We start from the raw sequence: 19,111 nt of genomic DNA, 5'->3' as shown, positions 1-19,111 counted from the left end.
CGCATGAAAAAACTGGTTGATACCGTCGTCAGTGAGCTGAACCAGATACTCCTGGGTAAAGACCAGCAGGTCCGCCTGGCCCTCTGTGGGCTGCTGGCTCGAGGGCATCTGCTGATTGAAGATATCCCCGGCATGGGCAAGACCACCCTCTCTCACGCCCTGGCCAAGGTGATGGGGCTGACTTACCAGCGCATCCAGTTCACCAACGACCTGCTTCCGGCGGATGTGCTGGGCTATTCCATGTACGACAAACAGGCTGGCAGCCTGGTATTCCATCCCGGCCCAATTTTCGCCCAGGTGGTACTGGCCGATGAGATCAACCGGGCCTCTCCGCGGACGCAGAGCGCACTGCTCGAAGCCATGGAAGAACGGCAGGTATCCATCGAGGGCGAGACCCGCCCACTGCCGCACCCATTCTTTGTTATAGCCACCCAGAACCCCATCGAACAGGGCGGCACCTACCCCCTGCCCGAATCGCAACTGGACCGGTTCCTGATGCGATTGCGCCTGGGCTATCCGGACCCACGGGCCGAGCGCGAACTGCTGGAGGGTGAAGACCGTCGCATCATGACGGAGAAACTCCCTACCCTGCTCTCCCAGGCCGATCTGAAAACCCTCCAGGAAGGCGTCACACGAATAACCGCCAGCCCGGCGTTACTGGATTATGTGCAACGATTGCTGGAGCAGAGCCGGAGAATGCCCGGCCTTCTTTACGGGCTTTCGCCTCGGGCGGGATTGGGACTGGTACGGGCCGCCAAGGCCTGGGCCCTGATGCAGGGACGTCATCACGTACTGCCTGACGATATCCAGGCCGTGTTCCCTGCAGTGGCAGCGCACCGCCTCGAGCAGGGCGAATCCGGCAAAAGCGCGGAGCGTGTGCGCCAGCTACTGGCAACCGTTTCCGTGCTTGAGTAAATAGCAAGGTTTTATAAGCGGAATTGGCCAAAACGAATGGCAGACCGCGCCTTTCATGTTAGCCTTTCCACCTTTCCCCGAAGCGTCTGGCCCTGAAAACGGGCCCGGCAACGTACGGCTTTTTCAGTGAGAGAATTCCCAATGAGCGACACCAAACATTCCCGACTGATCATCCTCGGTTCCGGCCCCGCAGGCTACACCGCTGCTGTCTACGCAGCCCGCGCCAACCTGAACCCGACCCTGATTACCGGTATTGAAGTCGGCGGCCAGCTCACCACCACCACCGACGTCGACAACTGGCCCGGCGACAACGACGGCGTTCAGGGCCCGGAGCTCATGCAGCGCATGCTCGCACACGCCGAACGCTTCGAAACCAGCATCGTCTACGACACCATCAACGAAGCTGACCTGCGTAACCGCCCCTTCCGGCTCAAGGGCGACGGCGGTGAATACACCTGCGACGCCCTGATCATTGCTACCGGCGCCTCCGCCATGTATCTCGGCCTCGAGTCTGAAGAGAAATTCAAAGGCCAAGGCGTCTCCGCCTGCGCCACCTGCGACGGTTTCTTCTACAAGAAGCAGAAAGTTGCCGTTATTGGCGGCGGCAACACCGCTGTCGAAGAAGCTCTGTACCTCTCCAACATTGCCGACGAAGTCACCCTGGTGCATCGCCGCGACAGCCTGCGCGCCGAAAAGATCCTGCAGGACAAACTGTTTGAAAAAGCCGAAAACGGCAACGTCAAGATCGTCTGGGACCACACCCTCGACGAAGTCCTCGGCGATGGCACCGGAGTCACCGGCATGCGTATAAAAAGCACCAAAGACGACTCCACCCAGGAAATGGACCTGGCCGGCGTATTCATCGCCATCGGTCACAAGCCCAATACCGACCTGTTCCAGGGCCAACTGGACATGGAAAACGGCTACATCCGCATCCGCTCCGGCCTCGAAGGCATGGCCACCCAGAGCAGCATTCCCGGCGTATTCGCCGCCGGCGACGTAGCCGACCATGTTTATCGCCAAGCTGTCACCTCCGCCGGCTTCGGTTGCATGGCCGCCCTGGATGCGGAAAAGTTTCTGGATCAGCAAGACTGATTGTGCTTGAGTAAAGGAAAGGAATGCGAACTCAAGAGTTTGCATAGGCCGGCGGGAACCCGCTTCTGAAACTGTGCGGAGCCATGGATGGCGGAGCCAAGCCTACATGGATGTATTCACGGCGTGTTTCAGAAGCGGGTTCCCGCCGGCCGAAACTCCCAAGGCCCGAAACACTGCAGTAATTGCCGGAGAAGGATGACCTCACTACCCTGGCTAGACCCGGACCAACTCTGGTTCCCCCCCGCCAACGAAGCCCTGGACGACCCGGACGGCCTTCTTGCCCTCGGCGGCGACCTTTCCACCGAGCGACTCATACTGGCCTACCGGAACGGCATCTTCCCCTGGTACAGTGACGACCAGCCCATTTTGTGGTGGTCACCGAATCCGCGGTGCGTCCTGTTTCCGAACGAAATCCACGTTTCACGGAGCCTGCGCCGAACCCTGAACCAACAACGCTTCCAGGTAACCGCAGACAGACACTTCGGACGAATCATCCGCCTGTGCGCCTCAACCCGTGCCGAAGGTACCTGGATTACCGAGGAAATGATTGCCAGCTACTCAGAGCTGCATCGCATGGGCGTCGCCCACTCCATCGAAATCTGGAACCAGCGTGGTGAATTGGCCGGTGGCATGTACGGACTGGCCATTGGCCGGTGTTTCTTCGGTGAATCCATGTTTTCTCTGGAAACCAACGCGTCCAAAGTTCTCATGGTTCACCTGGCGCACCAGTTACAGCTCTGGGGCTACCGGATCATGGATTGCCAGGTAGAGAGCCGGCACCTGCTTACCATGGGCGCACGGACTATTCCACGGGAAGAGTTTTTATCTATACTCAGGATGAGCATCGATCAGAAACCGGATCAGACCGACTGGACCTTCCGATGGCGTTGGCCCGGGCCGGAGGCGTGAATGAGCAATCTCAGAACCCTGGTGTTCTTCGCGACACCACCGCACGATTGCAGCTACCTGCCAGACCGCGAGGCCACCACCATGTTCGTGGATCCGCGGGCTCATATCGACAAAAAGCTTTACAGCCAACTCACGGCTCTCGGCTTTCGCCGCAGCGGATCCCACTACTACCGCCCTCACTGTGAGCAGTGCAATGCCTGCATACCGGTTCGATTGAAAGTTGATGATTTCAAGCCGGACAGAAGCCAGCGGCGGGTTCTCAGGAAAAACATGGATCTGCGGTGCACCATGGTGCCCGCCACCTTTGCGGAGAGGTATTACCAGCTCTACGCCAATTACATCGAAAAAAGGCACAAGGACGGCGATATGTACCCGCCGACCCGGGAACAGTTCACCTCGTTTCTGGTGGAGGGGGCAACCGATTCCTGGTTTCTGGAAATCCACCAGGGTGACCGGCTGGTAGGACTGGCAGCCGTGGATCTTCTGGATGATGGCCTTTCGGCCATCTATACAGTTTTCGACCCCGATCTGGAGGACCGCAGCCTGGGCACCTACGCAATCCTCTGGCAAATTGAGGAAGCCCGCCGCAGGGGGCTGCCCCACCTGTACCTCGGTTACTGGATCAAGCAGTGCCGAAAAATGAACTATAAAACACGCTTCCGACCCATCGAGGCACTGAGAGACGGGCACTGGCGTGAACTGGACCCAGGCTAACTTTGCCAAACGCCGATAAATCAGGCAGAATTGCGCAATTTAGAATTACGAGAAGCATATCCAAACGAGGTTTCTACTGAATGCCGAAATCAGATGCCATTGAAATGGAAGGCGTTATTATCGATACCCTTCCAAACACCATGTTCCGCGTTGAGCTTAGCAACGGCCATGTTGTGACAGCCCATATCTCCGGAAAGATGCGCAAGAACTACATCCGCATCCTGACAGGTGACAAGGTCAAGGTTGAGCTGACTCCCTACGACCTGAGCAAGGGCCGGATCGTATATCGCGCCCGTTGATGCTCCCATGACATCTAAAAGCCCCTTCGGGGGCTTTTTTCGTCAGGGCACAAAAAAACCGCTGCTGGTTACCCGGGCAGCGGTTTTTCTTTAATCGAGCACGTCAGACCGCCTCTGCAGGCTCGTCCTCATACTCGAACACCAGCTCATCATCACGCAAGTGGATGAAGACATCCCCGCCCTTCTCTGAAAGGCGCCCGAACAGGATCTGCTCGGCCAGCGGCCGCTTGATCTTGTCCTGGATCAGACGGGACATGGGACGGGCACCCATGGTGACGTCGTAGCCCTTCTCGGCCAACCAGGCTTTCGCCTCATCATCCACATGCAGAACGACATGCTTCTCGTCCAGCTGCGCCTGCAGCTCGGTCAGGAACTTGTCCACCACGTGGGTGATGGTGTCGATCTGCAGGTCGCCGAACTGGATGATACCGTCCAGGCGATTGCGGAATTCCGGCGTGAAGGTCTTGCTGATGATTTCCATGCCATCGGTGCTGTGATCCTGCTCGCTGAAGCCAATAGAGCGACGGGCCATGCTCTCGGCACCGGCGTTGGTGGTCATCACCAGAATCACGTGGCGGAAATCTGCCTTGCGGCCGTTGTTATCCGTCAGCGTGCCATGATCCATGACCTGCAGCAGGAGGTTAAACACTTCCGGATGAGCCTTTTCGATCTCATCAAGCAGCAATACACAGTGCGGATGCTTGTTTACCGACTCGGTCAACAGGCCGCCCTGATCGTACCCAACGTAGCCCGGCGGCGCACCGATCAGACGTGATACGGTATGGCGCTCCATGTACTCCGACATATCAAACCTTACCAGTTCGATACCCAGCACCTTGGCCAACTGCTTGGTCACCTCGGTTTTACCGACACCGGTCGGCCCGGCGAACAGGAAGGCACCCTCCGGCTTCTCGGGCGCTTTCAGTCCGGCACGGGCCAGCTTGATGGCGGTGGACAGCGATTCGATGGCCGGATCCTGGCCAAAGACAGTCATCTTCAGATCCCGCTCCAGGTTCCGCAGCAGATCCTTGTCGCTGGTGGACACGTTCTTCGGCGGAATGCGGGCAATATTCGCGACCACATCTTCAATCTCGGTGACATCAACGGTCTTCTTGCGCTTGCCCTCCGGTTGCAGCCTTTGGCGCGCACCCGCTTCATCAATGACGTCAATGGCCTTGTCCGGCAGATGACGGTCGGTAATGTAACGGTCGGACAGCTCTGCGGCTACCCGCAGGGCCTTGTCGGTGTATTTGAGATCGTGGTGCTTCTCGAAATTCGGCTTGAGGCCTTTCAGGATCTGATAGGTGTCCTCAACGCTAGGCTCATTTACATCAATCTTCTGGAAACGGCGAGCCAGGGCGCTGTCCTTCTCGAAAATTCCCCGGAACTCCTGGAACGTGGTTGAACCAATGCAACGGATCTCGCCCGAACTGAGCATGGGCTTCAGCAAGTTCGACGCATCCATCACGCCACCGGAGGCAGAGCCTGCTCCGATGATGGTGTGGATCTCGTCGATGAACAGAATCGCGTGGTTTTCTTTCTTGAGTTCGGCAAGCAGACCTTTCAGACGCTTTTCGAAATCACCGCGATACTTGGTTCCGGCAAGCAGAGCACCCAGATCCAGCGAGTAGACCACCGCGTCGGAAATAATATCGGGCACCTGTCCGTCGACAATACGCTTGGCGAGCCCCTCCGCGATGGCGGTTTTGCCAACACCGGCCTCGCCGACCAACAGCGGATTGTTCTTACGCCGGCGCACAAGGATCTGCACCACCCGCTCGACTTCGTGTTCACGACCGATCAGCGGGTCAATGCGGCCCTGACGGGCCTGCTCGTTCAGGTTGGTGGCGTAGCTTTCAAGGGGCTTGGACTGACCGCCTTCTTCGCCAGCCTCATCATGAGATGCCTGGTCAGGGCTCTCCTGGTCCTCAGCGCCCTGTACCCGGGAGATACCGTGGGAAACAAAGTTGACTACATCAATGCGGGCAATACTCTGTTTCTTGAGCACATACACCGCCTGACTTTCCTGTTCACTGAAGATGGCTACCAGCACATTAGCGCCGGTTACCTCTTTCTTGCCCGAGGACTGCACATGGAACACAGCCCTTTGCAGTACACGCTGGAACCCCAATGTTGGCTGGGTTTCACGCTCGCTGTCGCTGCTGGGAATCAAAGGTGTGGTGGAGTCCACGAATTCGACAAGCTCTTCCTGAAGCCGCTTGAGGTCTGCACCACAGGCTTTCAGAACGCCCACTGCCGATTCATTATCCAGTAGGGCCAGCAACAAATGCTCCACAGTCATGAACTCATGACGCTTGTCCCGGGCATTCTTGAAGGCCGTATTCAGCGTAATTTCTAGATCTTTGCTCAGCATGGGCCACCCCAACGTCTATCAGTCCGCACGTTCAATCTCGCAAAGGAGCGGATGTTCGCATTCCGAGGAATACTGGTTCACCTGTGCCGCCTTTGTTTCCGCGATGTCCCGGGTATATACCCCGCATACAGCTTTTCCCTGTGTATGGACGAGCAGCATCACCTGCGTCGCCTTTTCTTCATTCATTCCGAAGAACTTCATCAACACATCCACCACAAAATCCATGGGCGTGTAATCATCGTTCAGAAGCACCACCCTGTAACGCGCCGGGCGCTTGAGAGCAGGCTTCTCGGGAGCAACGCTGAGGTCATCCTGTCGCCCCGGTTGTTCGTCCTCCCCCTGATTGAATACTAGTAGAGAATTTTCGATAGTCCGCATCATTCCTTACCGGTTTATCGGTGCTCCTGTTAAATGTGGATGTCCGCCCCGGGGTTTTCAAGCGGGGCATGCGATATTTATCAATACGAACATGATACCGCTTCCAGACTGCGTTCAACCACACATTCCCGGCATAGAAACTATTGACTCATCGCCATGATTGGTCGAAAGTTAAGTTGCAATGTAAAATAATGTAAATCCATGCAAGATTTGTGTAACAGGATTCGGACCGGCTGTGCGACGGCGCCGATAGGCACACAAAGAACCAATAAGAACAGAGACAGCAAAAGAACAGGGGAGTTCATCATGCCAAGAGGCAAGGTCAAGTGGTTCAACAATGCCAAAGGGTACGGATTCATCATCGAGGATGGCTGCAGTGACGACCTGTTTGCGCACTTCTCTTCGGTGCAAATGGACGGCTACAAGACCTTAAAAGCCGGCCAGGCCGTAACCTTCGACAAAAAGCCCAGCGACAAGGGCATTCACGCAGTCAACATCGTTCCCGACGAGTTGCCTGCCAGCAAGGCACAAACTGACGCCAGCAGCGACTCTGCCGGAAAATCAGGCCAGCAGGAATCAGGCAGGGACGGCTATCCGCCCCGTGCAGTCAACGCCTGATCTATCCTGGTAACGCAAAATCACACCCACCGGTCGTCTGCTGGTGGGGCTCTTTTTTTTTGCCCTTCAAAAAACTTCGCATAACAGGTTTCCTCGGTCGCTGGCGTCCGCTCGACTTTGCCAGCCTTCCTGTTTGCAGTACGCTGCACTGCTCAAAGACAGCGGATATCCGGGAAAAGACCAGCGCATGGCCGAACTCGTGCTTTTCAACAAACCCTTTCAGGTTCTGAGCCAATTTACCGACGATGGCGCTTCCGGAAGCAAACCACCTCGCGCCACCCTGGCGGATTACGTGCGCATCCCGGGTATTTATCCAGCCGGACGCCTCGATTACGATTCCGAGGGTCTGCTCCTGCTGACCGCTGAAGGCTCCCTACAACACCGCATAGCGTCACCATCGCTGAAGATGCCAAAGACCTATTGGGTGCAGGTAGAGGGAGACATTTCTGAAGAAGCACTGAGACACCTGGCTGCCGGTGTGCAGCTCAAGGATGGTCTGACCCGGCCGGCAAAAGCCGACAGAATGGCTGCCCCGGCGGTCTGGCCGAGAGTGCCTCCGGTGCGACATCGAGATACCATTCCGACGAGCTGGATTGAACTGACTATAACCGAGGGCAAGAACCGGCAGGTACGTCGAATGACTGCTGCCGTGGGGTTTCCGACACTTCGCCTGATCCGGTACCGGATCGGTGACTGGACCCTTGACGGTCTGGAATCCGGGGCCCATCGAACGGTCACCGTCAATCTGCCCGCTCCGCCAAAACCAACCCGCCGCGGCAACGCCGCCGGCGCCCGAACCAGGAGAAACCGGAAATCATGACCTGGACACCCCATGCTACCGTGGCCGTTATAGTCGAGGATGAATCCGGCCGTTACCTGATGGTTGAAGAAGTCAGCGGCGGCAAGGTTGTTTTCAACCAGCCTGCTGGCCACATCGAGGAAGATGAAGCCATTCTGGATGCCGTTCGGCGGGAAACCCTTGAAGAGACGGGCTGGAACATAGAACCCTTACACTTCCTTGGCATCTACACCTACAAGGCTCCGGCCAACGGCGTTACCTACTATCGTTTCTGCTATGCCGCTCGTGCTCGCGACCGGGTCACTGAACAACTGGACGATGGCATCATTTCTGCCCACTGGCTAACCCTGGATGAAATCCGCGCGCTGGGGGACAAACTGCGCAGTCCGCTGGTCATCCAATGCATAGAAGATTACCGAAACGGCCGGCAATACCCGCTGGACGTGGTGGTGGACGCGCAGACGGCGCCCTCAGAAAGATGATAAACTCGCGGTTTTTTAGCCGGTAACGAAGCTGTCATGACCAACGCACCCGAAGCCTCCTCTCCAAACAGCAACGCCAGCACGCGCGTGATCGTCGGCATGTCCGGCGGCGTGGACTCTTCAGTGGCCGCCTGGCTTCTGAAAGACCAGGGCTACCAGGTTGAAGGCCTGTTCATGAAGAATTGGGACGAGGATGACGGCACCGAGTACTGCACGGCCATGACAGATCTGGCCGACGCCCAGGCCGTAGCCGATGCCATCGGCATCAAACTTCACACCGCCAGTTTTGCGGCCGAGTACTGGGACCGGGTTTTTGAGCACTTCCTCTCCGAATATCAGGCCGGACGAACCCCCAATCCGGATATTCTTTGTAACAAGGAAGTGAAATTCCGGGCTTTCCTGGACTATGCCATTACCCTTGGTGCCGACTATATCGCAACGGGCCACTACGCCCGGCAACGGCCGATTGCTGGTTCCGCGGGCAAGGCCCAACTCCTGAAGGGACTGGATCCGAACAAGGACCAGAGCTATTTCCTGCATGCAGTCTCCGGCGACCGCATAGCGCGGACCCTTTTCCCGGTCGGCGAGCTGGAAAAACCCGAAGTCCGCCGTATTGCCGAACAGCAGGCTTTCGTTACCCATGATAAAAAAGACTCCACCGGCATCTGCTTTATCGGAGAACGCAAGTTCAAAGACTTCCTGAAGCAATACCTTCCGGCCCAGCCCGGCGATATCGAAACACCGGACGGCCAGATAATTGGCCGGCACCAGGGTCTTATGTATCACACCATCGGCCAGAGACAGGGCCTGGGCATTGGCGGTCTCAGTGAATTCGGGGACGAGCCCTGGTATGTGGCGGAGAAAGACCTCAGCCGCAATGTGCTTGTTGCGGTTCAGGGCAAACACCATCCCCTGCTCTTTTCCCGTGGCCTGGTATCCGGCCCGATCGACTGGGTTGCCGGAGCAGCACCTGCTGGACGTTTCCGCTGCAAGGCCAAGACCCGTTACCGCCAGCCGGATCAGGATTGCCAGGTTCTGTTGATCGACGGCGGTGTCCGCGTCGATTTTGACGACGCCCAGCGGGCTGTCACGCCCGGGCAGTCCGTGGTTTTCTACGATGGCGAGGTATGCCTCGGTGGCGGCGTTATTGAGCAGACCTGGCGTGACGGGGAACCGCTTCCAGCCCGTCTGACCGGCACCCGTTCCGAGGAACAGACCGTATGAGCCGCTCACTCAAGGATCAGACCCTGGCGTTGGCCGGGGTATTCCAGGCCGCCAACCTGGTCCAGCAGATTGCCCACAATGGCCAGTGCAACGAAGCCAGCCTCGAAACATCTATCCAATCCCTGTTTGCCACCAACCCCGAGAATACACTGGACGTCTACGGAGGCGAGCTTCGCGACATCCGTGAAGGCCTCGTCACCCTGTCGTCGGTGCTCAGCCAGCAGTCACGGCAGCAGGACATCGAGGTTCTTCGCTACGCTCTCAACCTGATCCAGCTCGAATCCAAACTGAATCGCCGTTCTGACATGCTGGACGTGATTGGCAGCCGCATTGATCAGGCCAGGCACACCGCCAGCCACTTCGGGTACACACACACAAACCTGATCAGCAATCTGGCCTCCGTCTACGCCGATACCATCAGCACATTTCGCCAGCGTATCCAGGTGAGCGGCAACCCCTCTGTGCTCCAGCGCGAGGAGAATGCGGCGAAAGTCCGGGCACTGCTGCTGGCGGGTATCCGCTCTGCCGTGCTCTGGCGCCAGACCGGCGGCCGACGCTGGCAACTGATCTTTGCCCGCAAGAAAGTGATCGGACTTGCCGGCGAGCTGGCCGAAGAAGCCAATCGCTCCCTCTACCACTGACGCGCTGATTCAGAGCCAGCGGTGGTGTATGATGTCCACCCCTATTTTCTTTTTGATCCGATTCTTTGATGACTTGAGAGGTTTTCGATGGAACTCACCGCCCTGACCGCCATTTCCCCGGTCGATGGACGCTATGGCAACAAGGTCAGCGTCTTCCGTGAAATTTTCAGTGAGTATGGCCTGATCAGGAACCGGGTGACCGTCGAGATCCGCTGGCTGCAGAAACTGGCTGCTCACCCCGGCGTGACCGAGGTTCCCGCGTTTTCCGCCGACGCCAACGGCTTCCTGGACCGTCTGGTGAGTGAATTCAGCCTGGAGGACGCCGAGCGCATCAAAGACATCGAACGCACCACCAATCACGATGTGAAAGCGGTGGAGTACTTCATCAAGGAAAAAATCGCCAGCGTTCCCGAGCTGCACGCCGTCACGGAATTTGTTCACTTCGCCTGCACCTCTGAAGACATCAATAACCTCTCCCATGCACTGATGCTGCGGGAAGGCCTCGACCACGGCCTGCTCCCGGCCATGGACCGTGTTGTCGATAAGCTGGCGCAGCTTTCTCATGACCACGCCGAACAGCCGATGCTGTCGCGCACACACGGCCAGACCGCCTCCCCCACGACCGTGGGCAAAGAGCTGGCGAACGTCGTTCACCGTCTGCGTCGCCAGGTAAAACAGATCCGGGAAACCGAGCTGTTGGGCAAGATCAACGGCGCCGTGGGTAATTACAACGCCCACCTTTCCGCCTATCCGGAAATCGACTGGGCCCTGAACGCACGGGAGTTCATCGAGAGCCTCGGGCTCGACTGGAATCCTTACACCACCCAGATCGAACCGCACGATTACATTGCCGAGCTGTATGACTCTGTCGCTCGCTTCAACACCATCCTGATCGACCTGGACCGTGACATCTGGGGCTACATTTCCCTAGGCTACTTCAAACAGAAAACGGTGGAAGGCGAAGTGGGCTCTTCGACCATGCCCCACAAGGTCAACCCCATTGATTTCGAGAACTCCGAGGGCAACCTCGGCATCGCCAATGCGCTGTTCAGCCACCTCTCCGCCAAACTGCCGATATCACGCTGGCAGCGCGATCTGACCGACTCCACCGTGCTGCGCAACCTGGGTGTTGGCTTTGCCCACAGCCTGATTGCCTACGAAGCCTCCCTCAAAGGCCTGGGCAAACTGGAAATCAATCCGGCCAGACTGGATGAAGACCTGGACCATGCCTGGGAAGTGCTTGCCGAGCCGATTCAGACCGTGATGCGCCGTTACAACATTGAAAAGCCCTATGAAAAGCTCAAGGCATTGACCCGTGGCAAGGCAATGACGCCGGAAGTGATCAAGAATTTCGTTGAGAGCCTCGATATTCCGGAGCAGGCCAAGGCCGAACTGATGGCTTTGACGCCGGGCCGTTACATCGGTAACGCAGTCGATCAGGCACAAAACATCTGAAACCGGGAGTAACACCCATGGACATGCTTGGCGGACTAACACCCTCTGAATTTCTGCGGGACTACTGGCAGAAAAAGCCGCTGGTTATCCGTCAGGCGTTTCCCGATTTCCAGTGCCCGGTCAGCGCCGATGAGCTGGCCGGCCTGGCCTGTGAGGAAGGCGTGGAATCCCGGATTGTGATCGAAAATGACGATGGCAAGCCCTGGCAGCTCCACAACGGCCCCTTTTCGCCGGATCGGTTCAGCAGCCTGCCCGACCAGGACTGGACGCTGTTGGTGCAGGGACTGGACCACTGGGTGCCTGATATTGCAGATTTGCTTGAACACTTCCGCTTCATTCCCAATTGGCGCCTGGATGACATCATGGCCAGTTTTGCCCCGAAAGGCGGCAGCGTTGGCCCCCATTATGACCAGTATGATGTATTCCTCCTCCAGGCCCAGGGCCACCGCCGGTGGACGTTTGGAGGCCATTGCGACCATAGCTCGCCCCGGGTGGAGGGCACTCCGCTGCGCATTCTGAGCAGCTGGGATGGCGAAGAAACCGTTACTCTGGCACCCGGTGACATGCTGTACCTGCCGCCGGGTATCGGCCACCATGGAGTGGCCGAGGATGACTGTATCACGCTGTCGGTGGGCTTCCGTGCACCCACCATGGATGACATTCTGACCGGGTTTACCGACTTCCTCTGCAGCCAATCAGACGCCTCGGCTCACCTGAACGATCCGGACCTGGAGGTACAGGACAATCCGGGCACGATTCAGCCGGATGTAGTTGATCGCCTAGAAACCGTTATCCGGGAAAAACTTGAGGACCGCCGGCAACTGGCCCTCTGGTTTGGCCAGTTCTCAACGGCGCCCAAGAGCATGGATATTGTCGTGCCCGCGGAGGAGCCAGCGTCCACAGGAGACGTCGCCGAAGCAATACACGCGGGCGAGCAGCTGCGCTGGAACGAAGGCTCCCGTTTCGCCTACTATGAGTTTGCCAGTGAAACCGCCCTGTTTGTGGACGGCGAGCAGTTCCTGCTCAAGGGCGATGCCCAGCCGTTTGCTCCGCTTCTGTGCTCGGGGGCCCGCGTCGATATGGCGACCCTCGCCCGGCTCTCCGAAGACGAAGCATTGCTTGGGCTTCTGACCACGCTCTACAATCAAGGCTCGGTTTACTTCGAATAGGCGTTATGAGCATCCGGTTTCGCAAATACAGCTGGCAACTGGCCCCGGCATCCATACGGGATATCCGCCAGCAGGTGTTTGTTGAAGAACAGAAAGTCCCGCCGGAGCTGGAGTGGGATGAAACCGACGAAATTGCCGATCACTATCTGGCAGTGCTGCCAAACAACACCCCCGTTGGGGTAGCCCGGCTGTTTTCGACCCTGGAAGAAACCGGCCACATCGGTCGCATGGCGATTTTGCCTCGGTACCGTGGACAGGGTATCGGGGAAGCATTGCTTAGACACCTGATTGCAGAATCCGCCGACCGGTTTTCCGAGCTCAGGCTGTCTGCCCAGGAGCACGCCATCCCCTTTTACCAGCGCTCAGGCTTCCACATCTGTTCGGGCGTTTATGACGACGCTGGCATTCCCCACTTTGACATGCGCTGCCTGGCACCGGATCTTGCCGCCGAGAGTCTCGGGGCCAAGGACCAGCCGATGATTCTGGGCAGCGACACGGACTCCTGGCTGTTTGATACCGAGGCGAGGCTTCTGGGGCTGATGGATTCGGTGGTTGGCCAGGCCGGCCAGCGTATCTGGCTGTATGACCGCCTGCTCGAACATGATCTGTATGACCGGCATCGTTTCCGGGAGCTGATCTCCGCCCTGGCCCGTCGGCACCGGCTCAGCGAAGTCAGGCTGCTGATCCATGACGACAAGCCGCTGGTGAAACGTCGACACACACTGGTCGAACTGATGCGACGGCTGCCGAGCCGCATGGAACTTCGACTGGTCAACGAGGACTACCCGATTGAGGACCAGCCCTTCATTATCGCGGATCGTGAAGGCGTGGTGTACCGACACGACTTCTACAAGCCCGAAGGTTTTGCCAAGTTCTCGGACGGTGGCCGCGTAAAGCTGCTGTCGGAAAGCTTCCAGCGCATGTGGGATGCGGCACGCCCTTCCCTGGAACTCCGGGAACTACCGCTCTGAGTGATGGGCCTGGGGCGCATCCGGCGCTTCGAACCTGGCCCCGAACGGAGCAAACTCGGTATCTACCTCGGTGGCCACCTCAGCAATCAGTTTGCGCAGCCATTGGTGATCTGCATTGTGCTGCAACAACGGGCTCCAGGCCATTTTCAGTTCAAACGGCGGAATCTCGAACGGCGGTACCTTGACCACGAGGTTCGGATTGTCTTTTTGCAGCCAGGCTGCCCGGGATGGCAGCGTGGCAATCAGGTCGTGTTGCTCGGCAAGCAGCATCGCAACCTGATAGTGACGGGTGAATACGGAAATCTGACGCTTGCGACCCATTCTGGAAAGCGCCTCATCAACCCAGCCCAGCCGCTGGACATCCTTGGGGTTTACACCAACACCAACACCAAACCCGGTCTTGCTGACCCAGATGTGACTGGCGTCCAGATAGGTATCCAGGGTAAACGGCTCTCTCAGTACCGGATTACGGGCGTTCATCAGACAGGCAAAGTACTCGGTCCAGAGGGTCTTCTGGTGAAAGGACTGCGGGATCTTGTCGAACCGGTTGATGGCCATGTCGAGGCGCCCCTGCTCGACATCCAGAAAGCTGACGTCACTGGGCGTGAGCACGTCCAGGGTTACATGGGGCGCTTCCTGGCGGATCCGGCGCAGAACCCGTGGCATCAGACAGGATTCGGCATAGTCACTGGCCATGATCCGGAACACACGCTGGCTTTCCAGAGCCGAGAACGGTGTTTTCTCCTGCACTGCCTGTTCAATATCCGACAGGATTCCCCGCACCAGCGGTTGCAATTCCCGCGCGCGCTCTGTGGCCGTCATACCCTCACTGGTGCGAACCAGCAGAGGGTCACTGAACAGGTCGCGTAACCGCCTCAGACCATTGCTCATGGCGGGCTGGGTAATACCCAGGTGGTTGGCGGCCTTGGTCACATTGCGCTCACGCAGCAGCACGTCCAGGTAGACGAGCAGATTCAGATCAACACGGGAAATATCCACAAAAACTCCGGAACGCCAAAAAAACAGGAAAAGCGAGGCTCATTCACGAGAGCAATATACATGATAGCGAGGATTCACGTAATCAATCAGCAACACGAACTTTCACATTTGAAAACGGATCTGGAGCGGTATTTCTGCTAGTCTTTCGGATACTTGCTGAATAATATCGGTGATTTGAGGCCGGTTGATACACCCGCCATCATTTGATCCTGAAGCCGGAGTCGTTACTGACAAAATGAATACCACTACGATCGTCCTTCTGCTGGCGGCCATCGTTACCGTCTCGATTGTCGTTATTGTGCTCAGCCAGATGCGAGAGCGCGCCCGTATTGAGCGGACGCGCAAGATTACAGCCCAGGAAGATGCTTATAAAAGGGCCAACCGACTGCTGACCGAAATTCCGGGCCAATACCTGACGGCCGATCTGAAACTGCTGTTGATCAAACGCATGGAAGAGGCCTGTGCGGCGCTGGCCAGCCTGAAATCAGACCTGCCGGTCAAGGATTGGCAGAACTCCGCCGCCGAGCTGAAAACACAGATCCTTGAGAAACGAGACACAACCACCCCGGTTAAAATTGATTCCGCCGAAAAGTCCAATTACGTCAAGGAATTGCTTCAGAATCTGTTCAAGATGATCGAAGCCATGCACAAGAGCGGGCGGATTGATTCGGCCAGCGCCAAGAAAAACCTCAAGTATGTGCTCTTCCTGGTCCACAAGACCCACGCGGATCTGCATGTGTTTCAGGCCAGGGACTATGTTCGTCAGAACCAGATCCGGAAGGCGATCCATGCCTATCATCTGGCCAGTACCGAAATGGGCAAATCCCGCGACAATCCCCTTGCCATGAAAGCAGTGAAGAGCTTCCGGACGCGCATTCAGGAACTTGAGGCCATAAGTGCAGAGGGTAAGGAAAGCCCGCAGGGAGAGTCCAAACTGGACCGTGAGTGGGATACTTTTCTCCACGACGACGAGTGGAAGAAAAAGGCCGATTACGACGACTGAAGGTACCGAACGGGTCGCTATAAAAGGCCCGTCAACAGGGACAGTGCAAACCCGTGAGCAACGGCTTCAAACAACGGCTTTCCTATCGACTGACTCGAGACACGGTACTGGTTGCCATGGCCCTCGGGCTGGTGCTGAATGTGGTCCAGATTACCCTGGACTACTTTAGCGCGAAGGATTCCATGGAGAAGGAAATCCATGCGCTGATCGACATCAGCAACAGCCCGGCTTCCCAGATTGCCTACAACATCGACGTCCGTCTGGCGGAAGAATTACTCGACGGCCTGCTTCGCCATCCCGCTACCATTGATGCCCGGATTACCGATAATGACGACGAGACCATGGCAGCATCCAGCAAGAGCAGCCCGGTCTCGCCCTATCGATGGGTCAGCGATCTCCTTTTCGGCCCGGATCGCGTATTTCGACAGGAGCTCCGGGTTCCTCAGCTTGAGGATCTGCCACTTGGGCATCTGATCGTCACCATTGACACTTATCACTATGGGGCGCTCTTCCTCCAACGAGCCGGATACACTCTGATCAGCGGGCTACTGAAAAGCCTGACCCTGTCTGCAGCACTCCTTGCCATTTTCTATTTTGTGCTTACCCGCCCCATGCTTAATGTGATCAGTGCACTGAGCCAGGTGCGGGCTACCTCTCCGGAAAAGGTAAGACTTCCGATCCCGGCAAACCATCGGGAAGATGAGATCGGGACCATGGTAGGTATCATCAACCAGCACCTCGAAACCATCGATTCGAGCCTCGCCCAGCTCCGGCACGCCGAGAGTGCCATGAAGAACTACTCCACCCAGCTTGAGCAGGAGGTGGCAGACCGTACCCGGGAAATCTCCGAAAAGAACGACGCTCTGCAACGTGGTAATCGCGCCCTGGTCAAAGCCAAGGAAGATGCGGTTCGCCGGGCACGGGCACGCGCCAATTTCCTGGCCAGCATGAGCCACGAGATCCGAACCCCGCTCAATGGCGTTCTCGGGATGCTTGGCCTGGCACTTGAGGGCGAGCTGGACCCTGCCCAGCGCAACAGGATGGAAATTGCCCTGAACGCCGGTGAAAGCCTGCTCGGGTTGCTTAACGACATACTCGACATCTCGAAAGTCGAGGCTGGCAAACTCAGCCTGGAAAACATCCCCTTCAGTGTCCGACACCTGATCGAGGAGTGCGCGACACTCCATGCCCAGCAGGCGGGCCTCAAGCGCATTCACCTGGTCACCGAAATCGATCCGGACCTGCCTGAAGACTTTCTGGGAGATCCAACACGGGTACGCCAGGTGCTCAATAACCTCCTGAGCAATGCCATCAAATTCACGGACGAAGGCAGCGTGAAATTAAAGGCAGCCTACTCCGGGGGTAGCCTGAGAGTCGATGTCGTTGACACCGGGATCGGTATGTCCACCGAGGGCCTGCACCGAATTTTCTCCCCCTTCTCCCAGGCTGATGCAGAGACTACGCGGCTTTATGGAGGCACAGGTCTTGGCCTGACTCTCTGCCGTCAACTCGTCGAACGCATGCATGGCCAGATTCTGGTGGACTCCCGGGAGGGCAGCGGCACCCACTTCACCGTTACCTTGCCACTGCCGGTTCATGAAGCCGGCGCAGAACGCGATCTGCCCCGCATGGATTCCCGGCTCAAGGACATTGGTATAGCGATGGCAATACCACCGGACAACCCACATCGGCCTGTGATCGAAGCCCAACTTCGCAAGTGGGGCATCCCGATACGCGGCGCGAGCAGACACCCGGATGGAATTTTGCTTGCACTTGCCAACGCCGGGGATGAAGAAACCCTGGCATTCGTCGGCAACTGGCAAGGCGCCGGCGTCGTGCTTGTGGACTCTTCCGGCACCATGCCCCCCGCCTTGGGCCAGCAACAGCTGCTCTCGTTGCCATTGCGACGGGATGAATTGCTACGCTGCCTCCTTATGGCCGCGGGGCTGCTGAACAGCGACGAACAACCTGCTAACGCCGTGGAAGACCTTGAGCAAACCGGCACGGAGGCTTCCTTGACCATCCTTCTGGTAGAGGACAATCAGGTCAACCAGATGGTGGCCGCCAGCCTGCTCAAGAAACTCGGCCATCGCACAGATCATGCAGAGAACGGCCTCAAAGCCATACAGGCACTGGAACACAATCACTATGACCTGGTGCTGATGGATTGCCAGATGCCGGTTATGGACGGCTACGAAGCAACACAGAGGATTCGGCAAAACCCGGAATGGAAAGACCTGCCAATTATTGCTGTTACCGCGAATGTGATGCAGGGCGACCGCGAGGACTGCCTTGCCTCAGGCATGAACGACTACATTACCAAGCCGTACAAGCGCGAAGAGCTTCGGACGGTCATCGACCGCTGGCGCCCCGCGATTTGACCGTGGCCTTCAGGCCGGTAACAGTTTCTCGATGTCGGCCCGAATGTCCTCCGGCTTGGTGGTGGGCGGATAACGACGTACGACCTTGCCATCGGGAGCCACCAGGAACTTGGTGAAGTTCCACTTGACCTTTTCCGACCCCATCAGTCCCTTGGCCTCATGCTTGAGAAAGCGAAACAGTGGGTGGGTGCCATCACCGTTGACTTCGATCTTGGAGAACATGGGGAAGTCGACCCCGTAGTTAAGACTGCAAAACTGGCTGATCGTATCCTCGTTGCCCGGGTCCTGATTAAGGAACTGGTTGCAGGGAAAGCCCAGAACCTCAAACCCCTTACTCCCCAATTCGTTGTGAAGGGACTGCAGGCCTTCGAATTGTGGCGTGAAACCACATTTACTGGCGGTGTTCACGATCAAGAGCACCTTGCCCCGGTACTCTGCCATGCTTTTCTCATTACCCTTGATATCCCTTACCGTAAAATCGTAGACCGTCTCACGTGCCATGGGGACTCTCCCTTTGATGTTTGCGTTAGTCGTAACTCCATTGTTCACAACACAGACCAAAAAACCATGGCAATGCAGGCACCACGGCGATCATTTTTAAAAACCGGTTCAGGTTTGTGGGCTAAATATGCCTTAACACGACACAATTCATCATAATTCCCCTGTTGCCGCCGGCCCTCGCTCC

General features: G+C 57.3%; 19 protein-coding genes. 15 read left to right on the top strand and 4 right to left on the bottom strand.

Annotation, left to right across the window (positions count from 1 at the left end):
* Positions 1–3 precede the first annotated feature (3 nt).
* From ACWJ62_RS05480 to infA, 5 genes are all read left to right on the top strand, one after another.
* A complete protein-coding gene (locus tag ACWJ62_RS05480; RefSeq protein WP_449285264.1) occupies positions 4–915 on the top strand; it encodes an AAA family ATPase in 912 nt (303 codons plus the stop codon).
* Positions 916–1,056: 141 nt separating this feature from the next.
* On the top strand, positions 1,057–2,010 hold the full coding sequence (gene trxB, locus ACWJ62_RS05475; protein WP_449285263.1) for a thioredoxin-disulfide reductase: 954 nt from the start codon (positions 1,057–1,059) through the stop codon (positions 2,008–2,010).
* 195 nt (positions 2,011–2,205) lie between these two features.
* Positions 2,206–2,919 (top strand): leucyl/phenylalanyl-tRNA--protein transferase, encoded by a 714-nt coding sequence (aat, locus tag ACWJ62_RS05470; protein ID WP_421864004.1) that lies wholly within the window; start codon positions 2,206–2,208, stop codon positions 2,917–2,919.
* Positions 2,920–3,633, top strand: a complete 714-nt coding sequence (locus ACWJ62_RS05465; RefSeq protein ID WP_449285262.1) for an arginyltransferase — start codon at positions 2,920–2,922, stop codon at positions 3,631–3,633. It abuts the gene before it with no gap.
* Positions 3,634–3,713: 80 nt separating this feature from the next.
* Positions 3,714–3,932 (top strand): translation initiation factor IF-1, encoded by a 219-nt coding sequence (gene infA / locus ACWJ62_RS05460; protein ID WP_008169200.1) that lies wholly within the window; start codon positions 3,714–3,716, stop codon positions 3,930–3,932.
* Between the two features lie 103 nt (positions 3,933–4,035).
* Here infA and clpA read toward each other — a convergent pair whose 3' ends face one another.
* Entirely contained in the window at positions 4,036–6,306 is a 2,271-nt protein-coding gene (gene clpA, locus ACWJ62_RS05455) for an ATP-dependent Clp protease ATP-binding subunit ClpA (protein ID WP_449285261.1), read from the bottom strand.
* Between the two features lie 18 nt (positions 6,307–6,324).
* A complete protein-coding gene (gene clpS / locus ACWJ62_RS05450; protein WP_008169202.1) occupies positions 6,325–6,684 on the bottom strand; it encodes an ATP-dependent Clp protease adapter ClpS in 360 nt (119 codons plus the stop codon).
* 306 nt (positions 6,685–6,990) lie between these two features.
* Between clpS and ACWJ62_RS05445 the strand changes: the two genes are divergently transcribed.
* The 8 genes from ACWJ62_RS05445 (at position 6,991) to ACWJ62_RS05410 (ending at position 14,043) form a co-directional block, all read left to right on the top strand.
* On the top strand, positions 6,991–7,302 hold the full coding sequence (locus ACWJ62_RS05445) for a cold shock domain-containing protein (RefSeq protein ID WP_449285260.1): 312 nt from the start codon (positions 6,991–6,993) through the stop codon (positions 7,300–7,302).
* A 187-nt stretch (positions 7,303–7,489) separates the two neighbouring features.
* Positions 7,490–8,122: a pseudouridine synthase gene (locus ACWJ62_RS05440; RefSeq protein ID WP_449285259.1), complete on the top strand. Its 633-nt coding sequence runs from the start codon at positions 7,490–7,492 to the stop codon at positions 8,120–8,122.
* Entirely contained in the window at positions 8,119–8,583 is a 465-nt protein-coding gene (locus ACWJ62_RS05435) for an NUDIX hydrolase (RefSeq protein ID WP_449285258.1), read from the top strand. Before ACWJ62_RS05440 ends, ACWJ62_RS05435 begins: the two co-directional genes overlap by 4 nt.
* Positions 8,584–8,619: 36 nt before the next feature.
* The gene (gene mnmA / locus ACWJ62_RS05430) at positions 8,620–9,807 is read left to right on the top strand and encodes a tRNA 2-thiouridine(34) synthase MnmA (protein ID WP_449285257.1); all 1,188 of its coding nucleotides are present in this window, start codon (positions 8,620–8,622) and stop codon (positions 9,805–9,807) included.
* Positions 9,804–10,448 (top strand): high frequency lysogenization protein HflD, encoded by a 645-nt coding sequence (gene hflD, locus ACWJ62_RS05425; protein ID WP_449285256.1) that lies wholly within the window; start codon positions 9,804–9,806, stop codon positions 10,446–10,448. The genes mnmA and hflD overlap by 4 nt, the downstream gene beginning before the upstream one ends.
* Before the next feature lie 87 nt (positions 10,449–10,535).
* Entirely contained in the window at positions 10,536–11,903 is a 1,368-nt protein-coding gene (gene purB, locus ACWJ62_RS05420) for an adenylosuccinate lyase (protein ID WP_449285255.1), read from the top strand.
* 17 nt (positions 11,904–11,920) lie between these two features.
* On the top strand, positions 11,921–13,072 hold the full coding sequence (locus tag ACWJ62_RS05415; RefSeq protein WP_449285254.1) for a JmjC domain-containing protein: 1,152 nt from the start codon (positions 11,921–11,923) through the stop codon (positions 13,070–13,072).
* 5 nt (positions 13,073–13,077) lie between these two features.
* Entirely contained in the window at positions 13,078–14,043 is a 966-nt protein-coding gene (locus ACWJ62_RS05410; protein ID WP_449285253.1) for a GNAT family N-acetyltransferase, read from the top strand.
* On the opposite strand, the gene ACWJ62_RS05405 is transcribed toward ACWJ62_RS05410, so the two are convergent.
* Positions 14,032–15,042 carry a LysR family transcriptional regulator gene (locus tag ACWJ62_RS05405; protein WP_449285252.1) on the bottom strand — a complete coding sequence of 337 codons (1,011 nt, stop codon included), beginning with the start codon at positions 15,040–15,042 and terminating at the stop codon, positions 14,032–14,034. The genes ACWJ62_RS05410 and ACWJ62_RS05405 overlap by 12 nt on opposite strands.
* A gap of 235 nt (positions 15,043–15,277) precedes the next feature.
* Here ACWJ62_RS05405 and ACWJ62_RS05400 point away from each other — a divergent pair, with 235 nt between their 5' ends.
* Both ACWJ62_RS05400 and ACWJ62_RS05395 read left to right on the top strand, forming a co-directional pair.
* Positions 15,278–16,045 carry a hypothetical protein gene (locus ACWJ62_RS05400; RefSeq protein ID WP_449285251.1) on the top strand — a complete coding sequence of 256 codons (768 nt, stop codon included), beginning with the start codon at positions 15,278–15,280 and terminating at the stop codon, positions 16,043–16,045.
* A gap of 53 nt (positions 16,046–16,098) precedes the next feature.
* Positions 16,099–18,426, top strand: a complete 2,328-nt coding sequence (locus tag ACWJ62_RS05395) for an ATP-binding protein (RefSeq protein ID WP_449285250.1) — start codon at positions 16,099–16,101, stop codon at positions 18,424–18,426.
* 9 nt (positions 18,427–18,435) lie between these two features.
* Here ACWJ62_RS05395 and ACWJ62_RS05390 read toward each other — a convergent pair whose 3' ends face one another.
* Complete coding sequence (locus ACWJ62_RS05390; RefSeq protein ID WP_449285249.1) at positions 18,436–18,927, bottom strand: glutathione peroxidase; 492 nt, start codon at positions 18,925–18,927, stop codon at positions 18,436–18,438.
* Between the last annotated feature and the right edge of the window lie 184 nt (positions 18,928–19,111).

Source organism: Marinobacter sp. PE14 (assembly GCF_053566155.1).
Note: the sequence above shows the minus strand (reverse complement) of the source record. Positions and strands in the feature narration are given on the sequence as shown.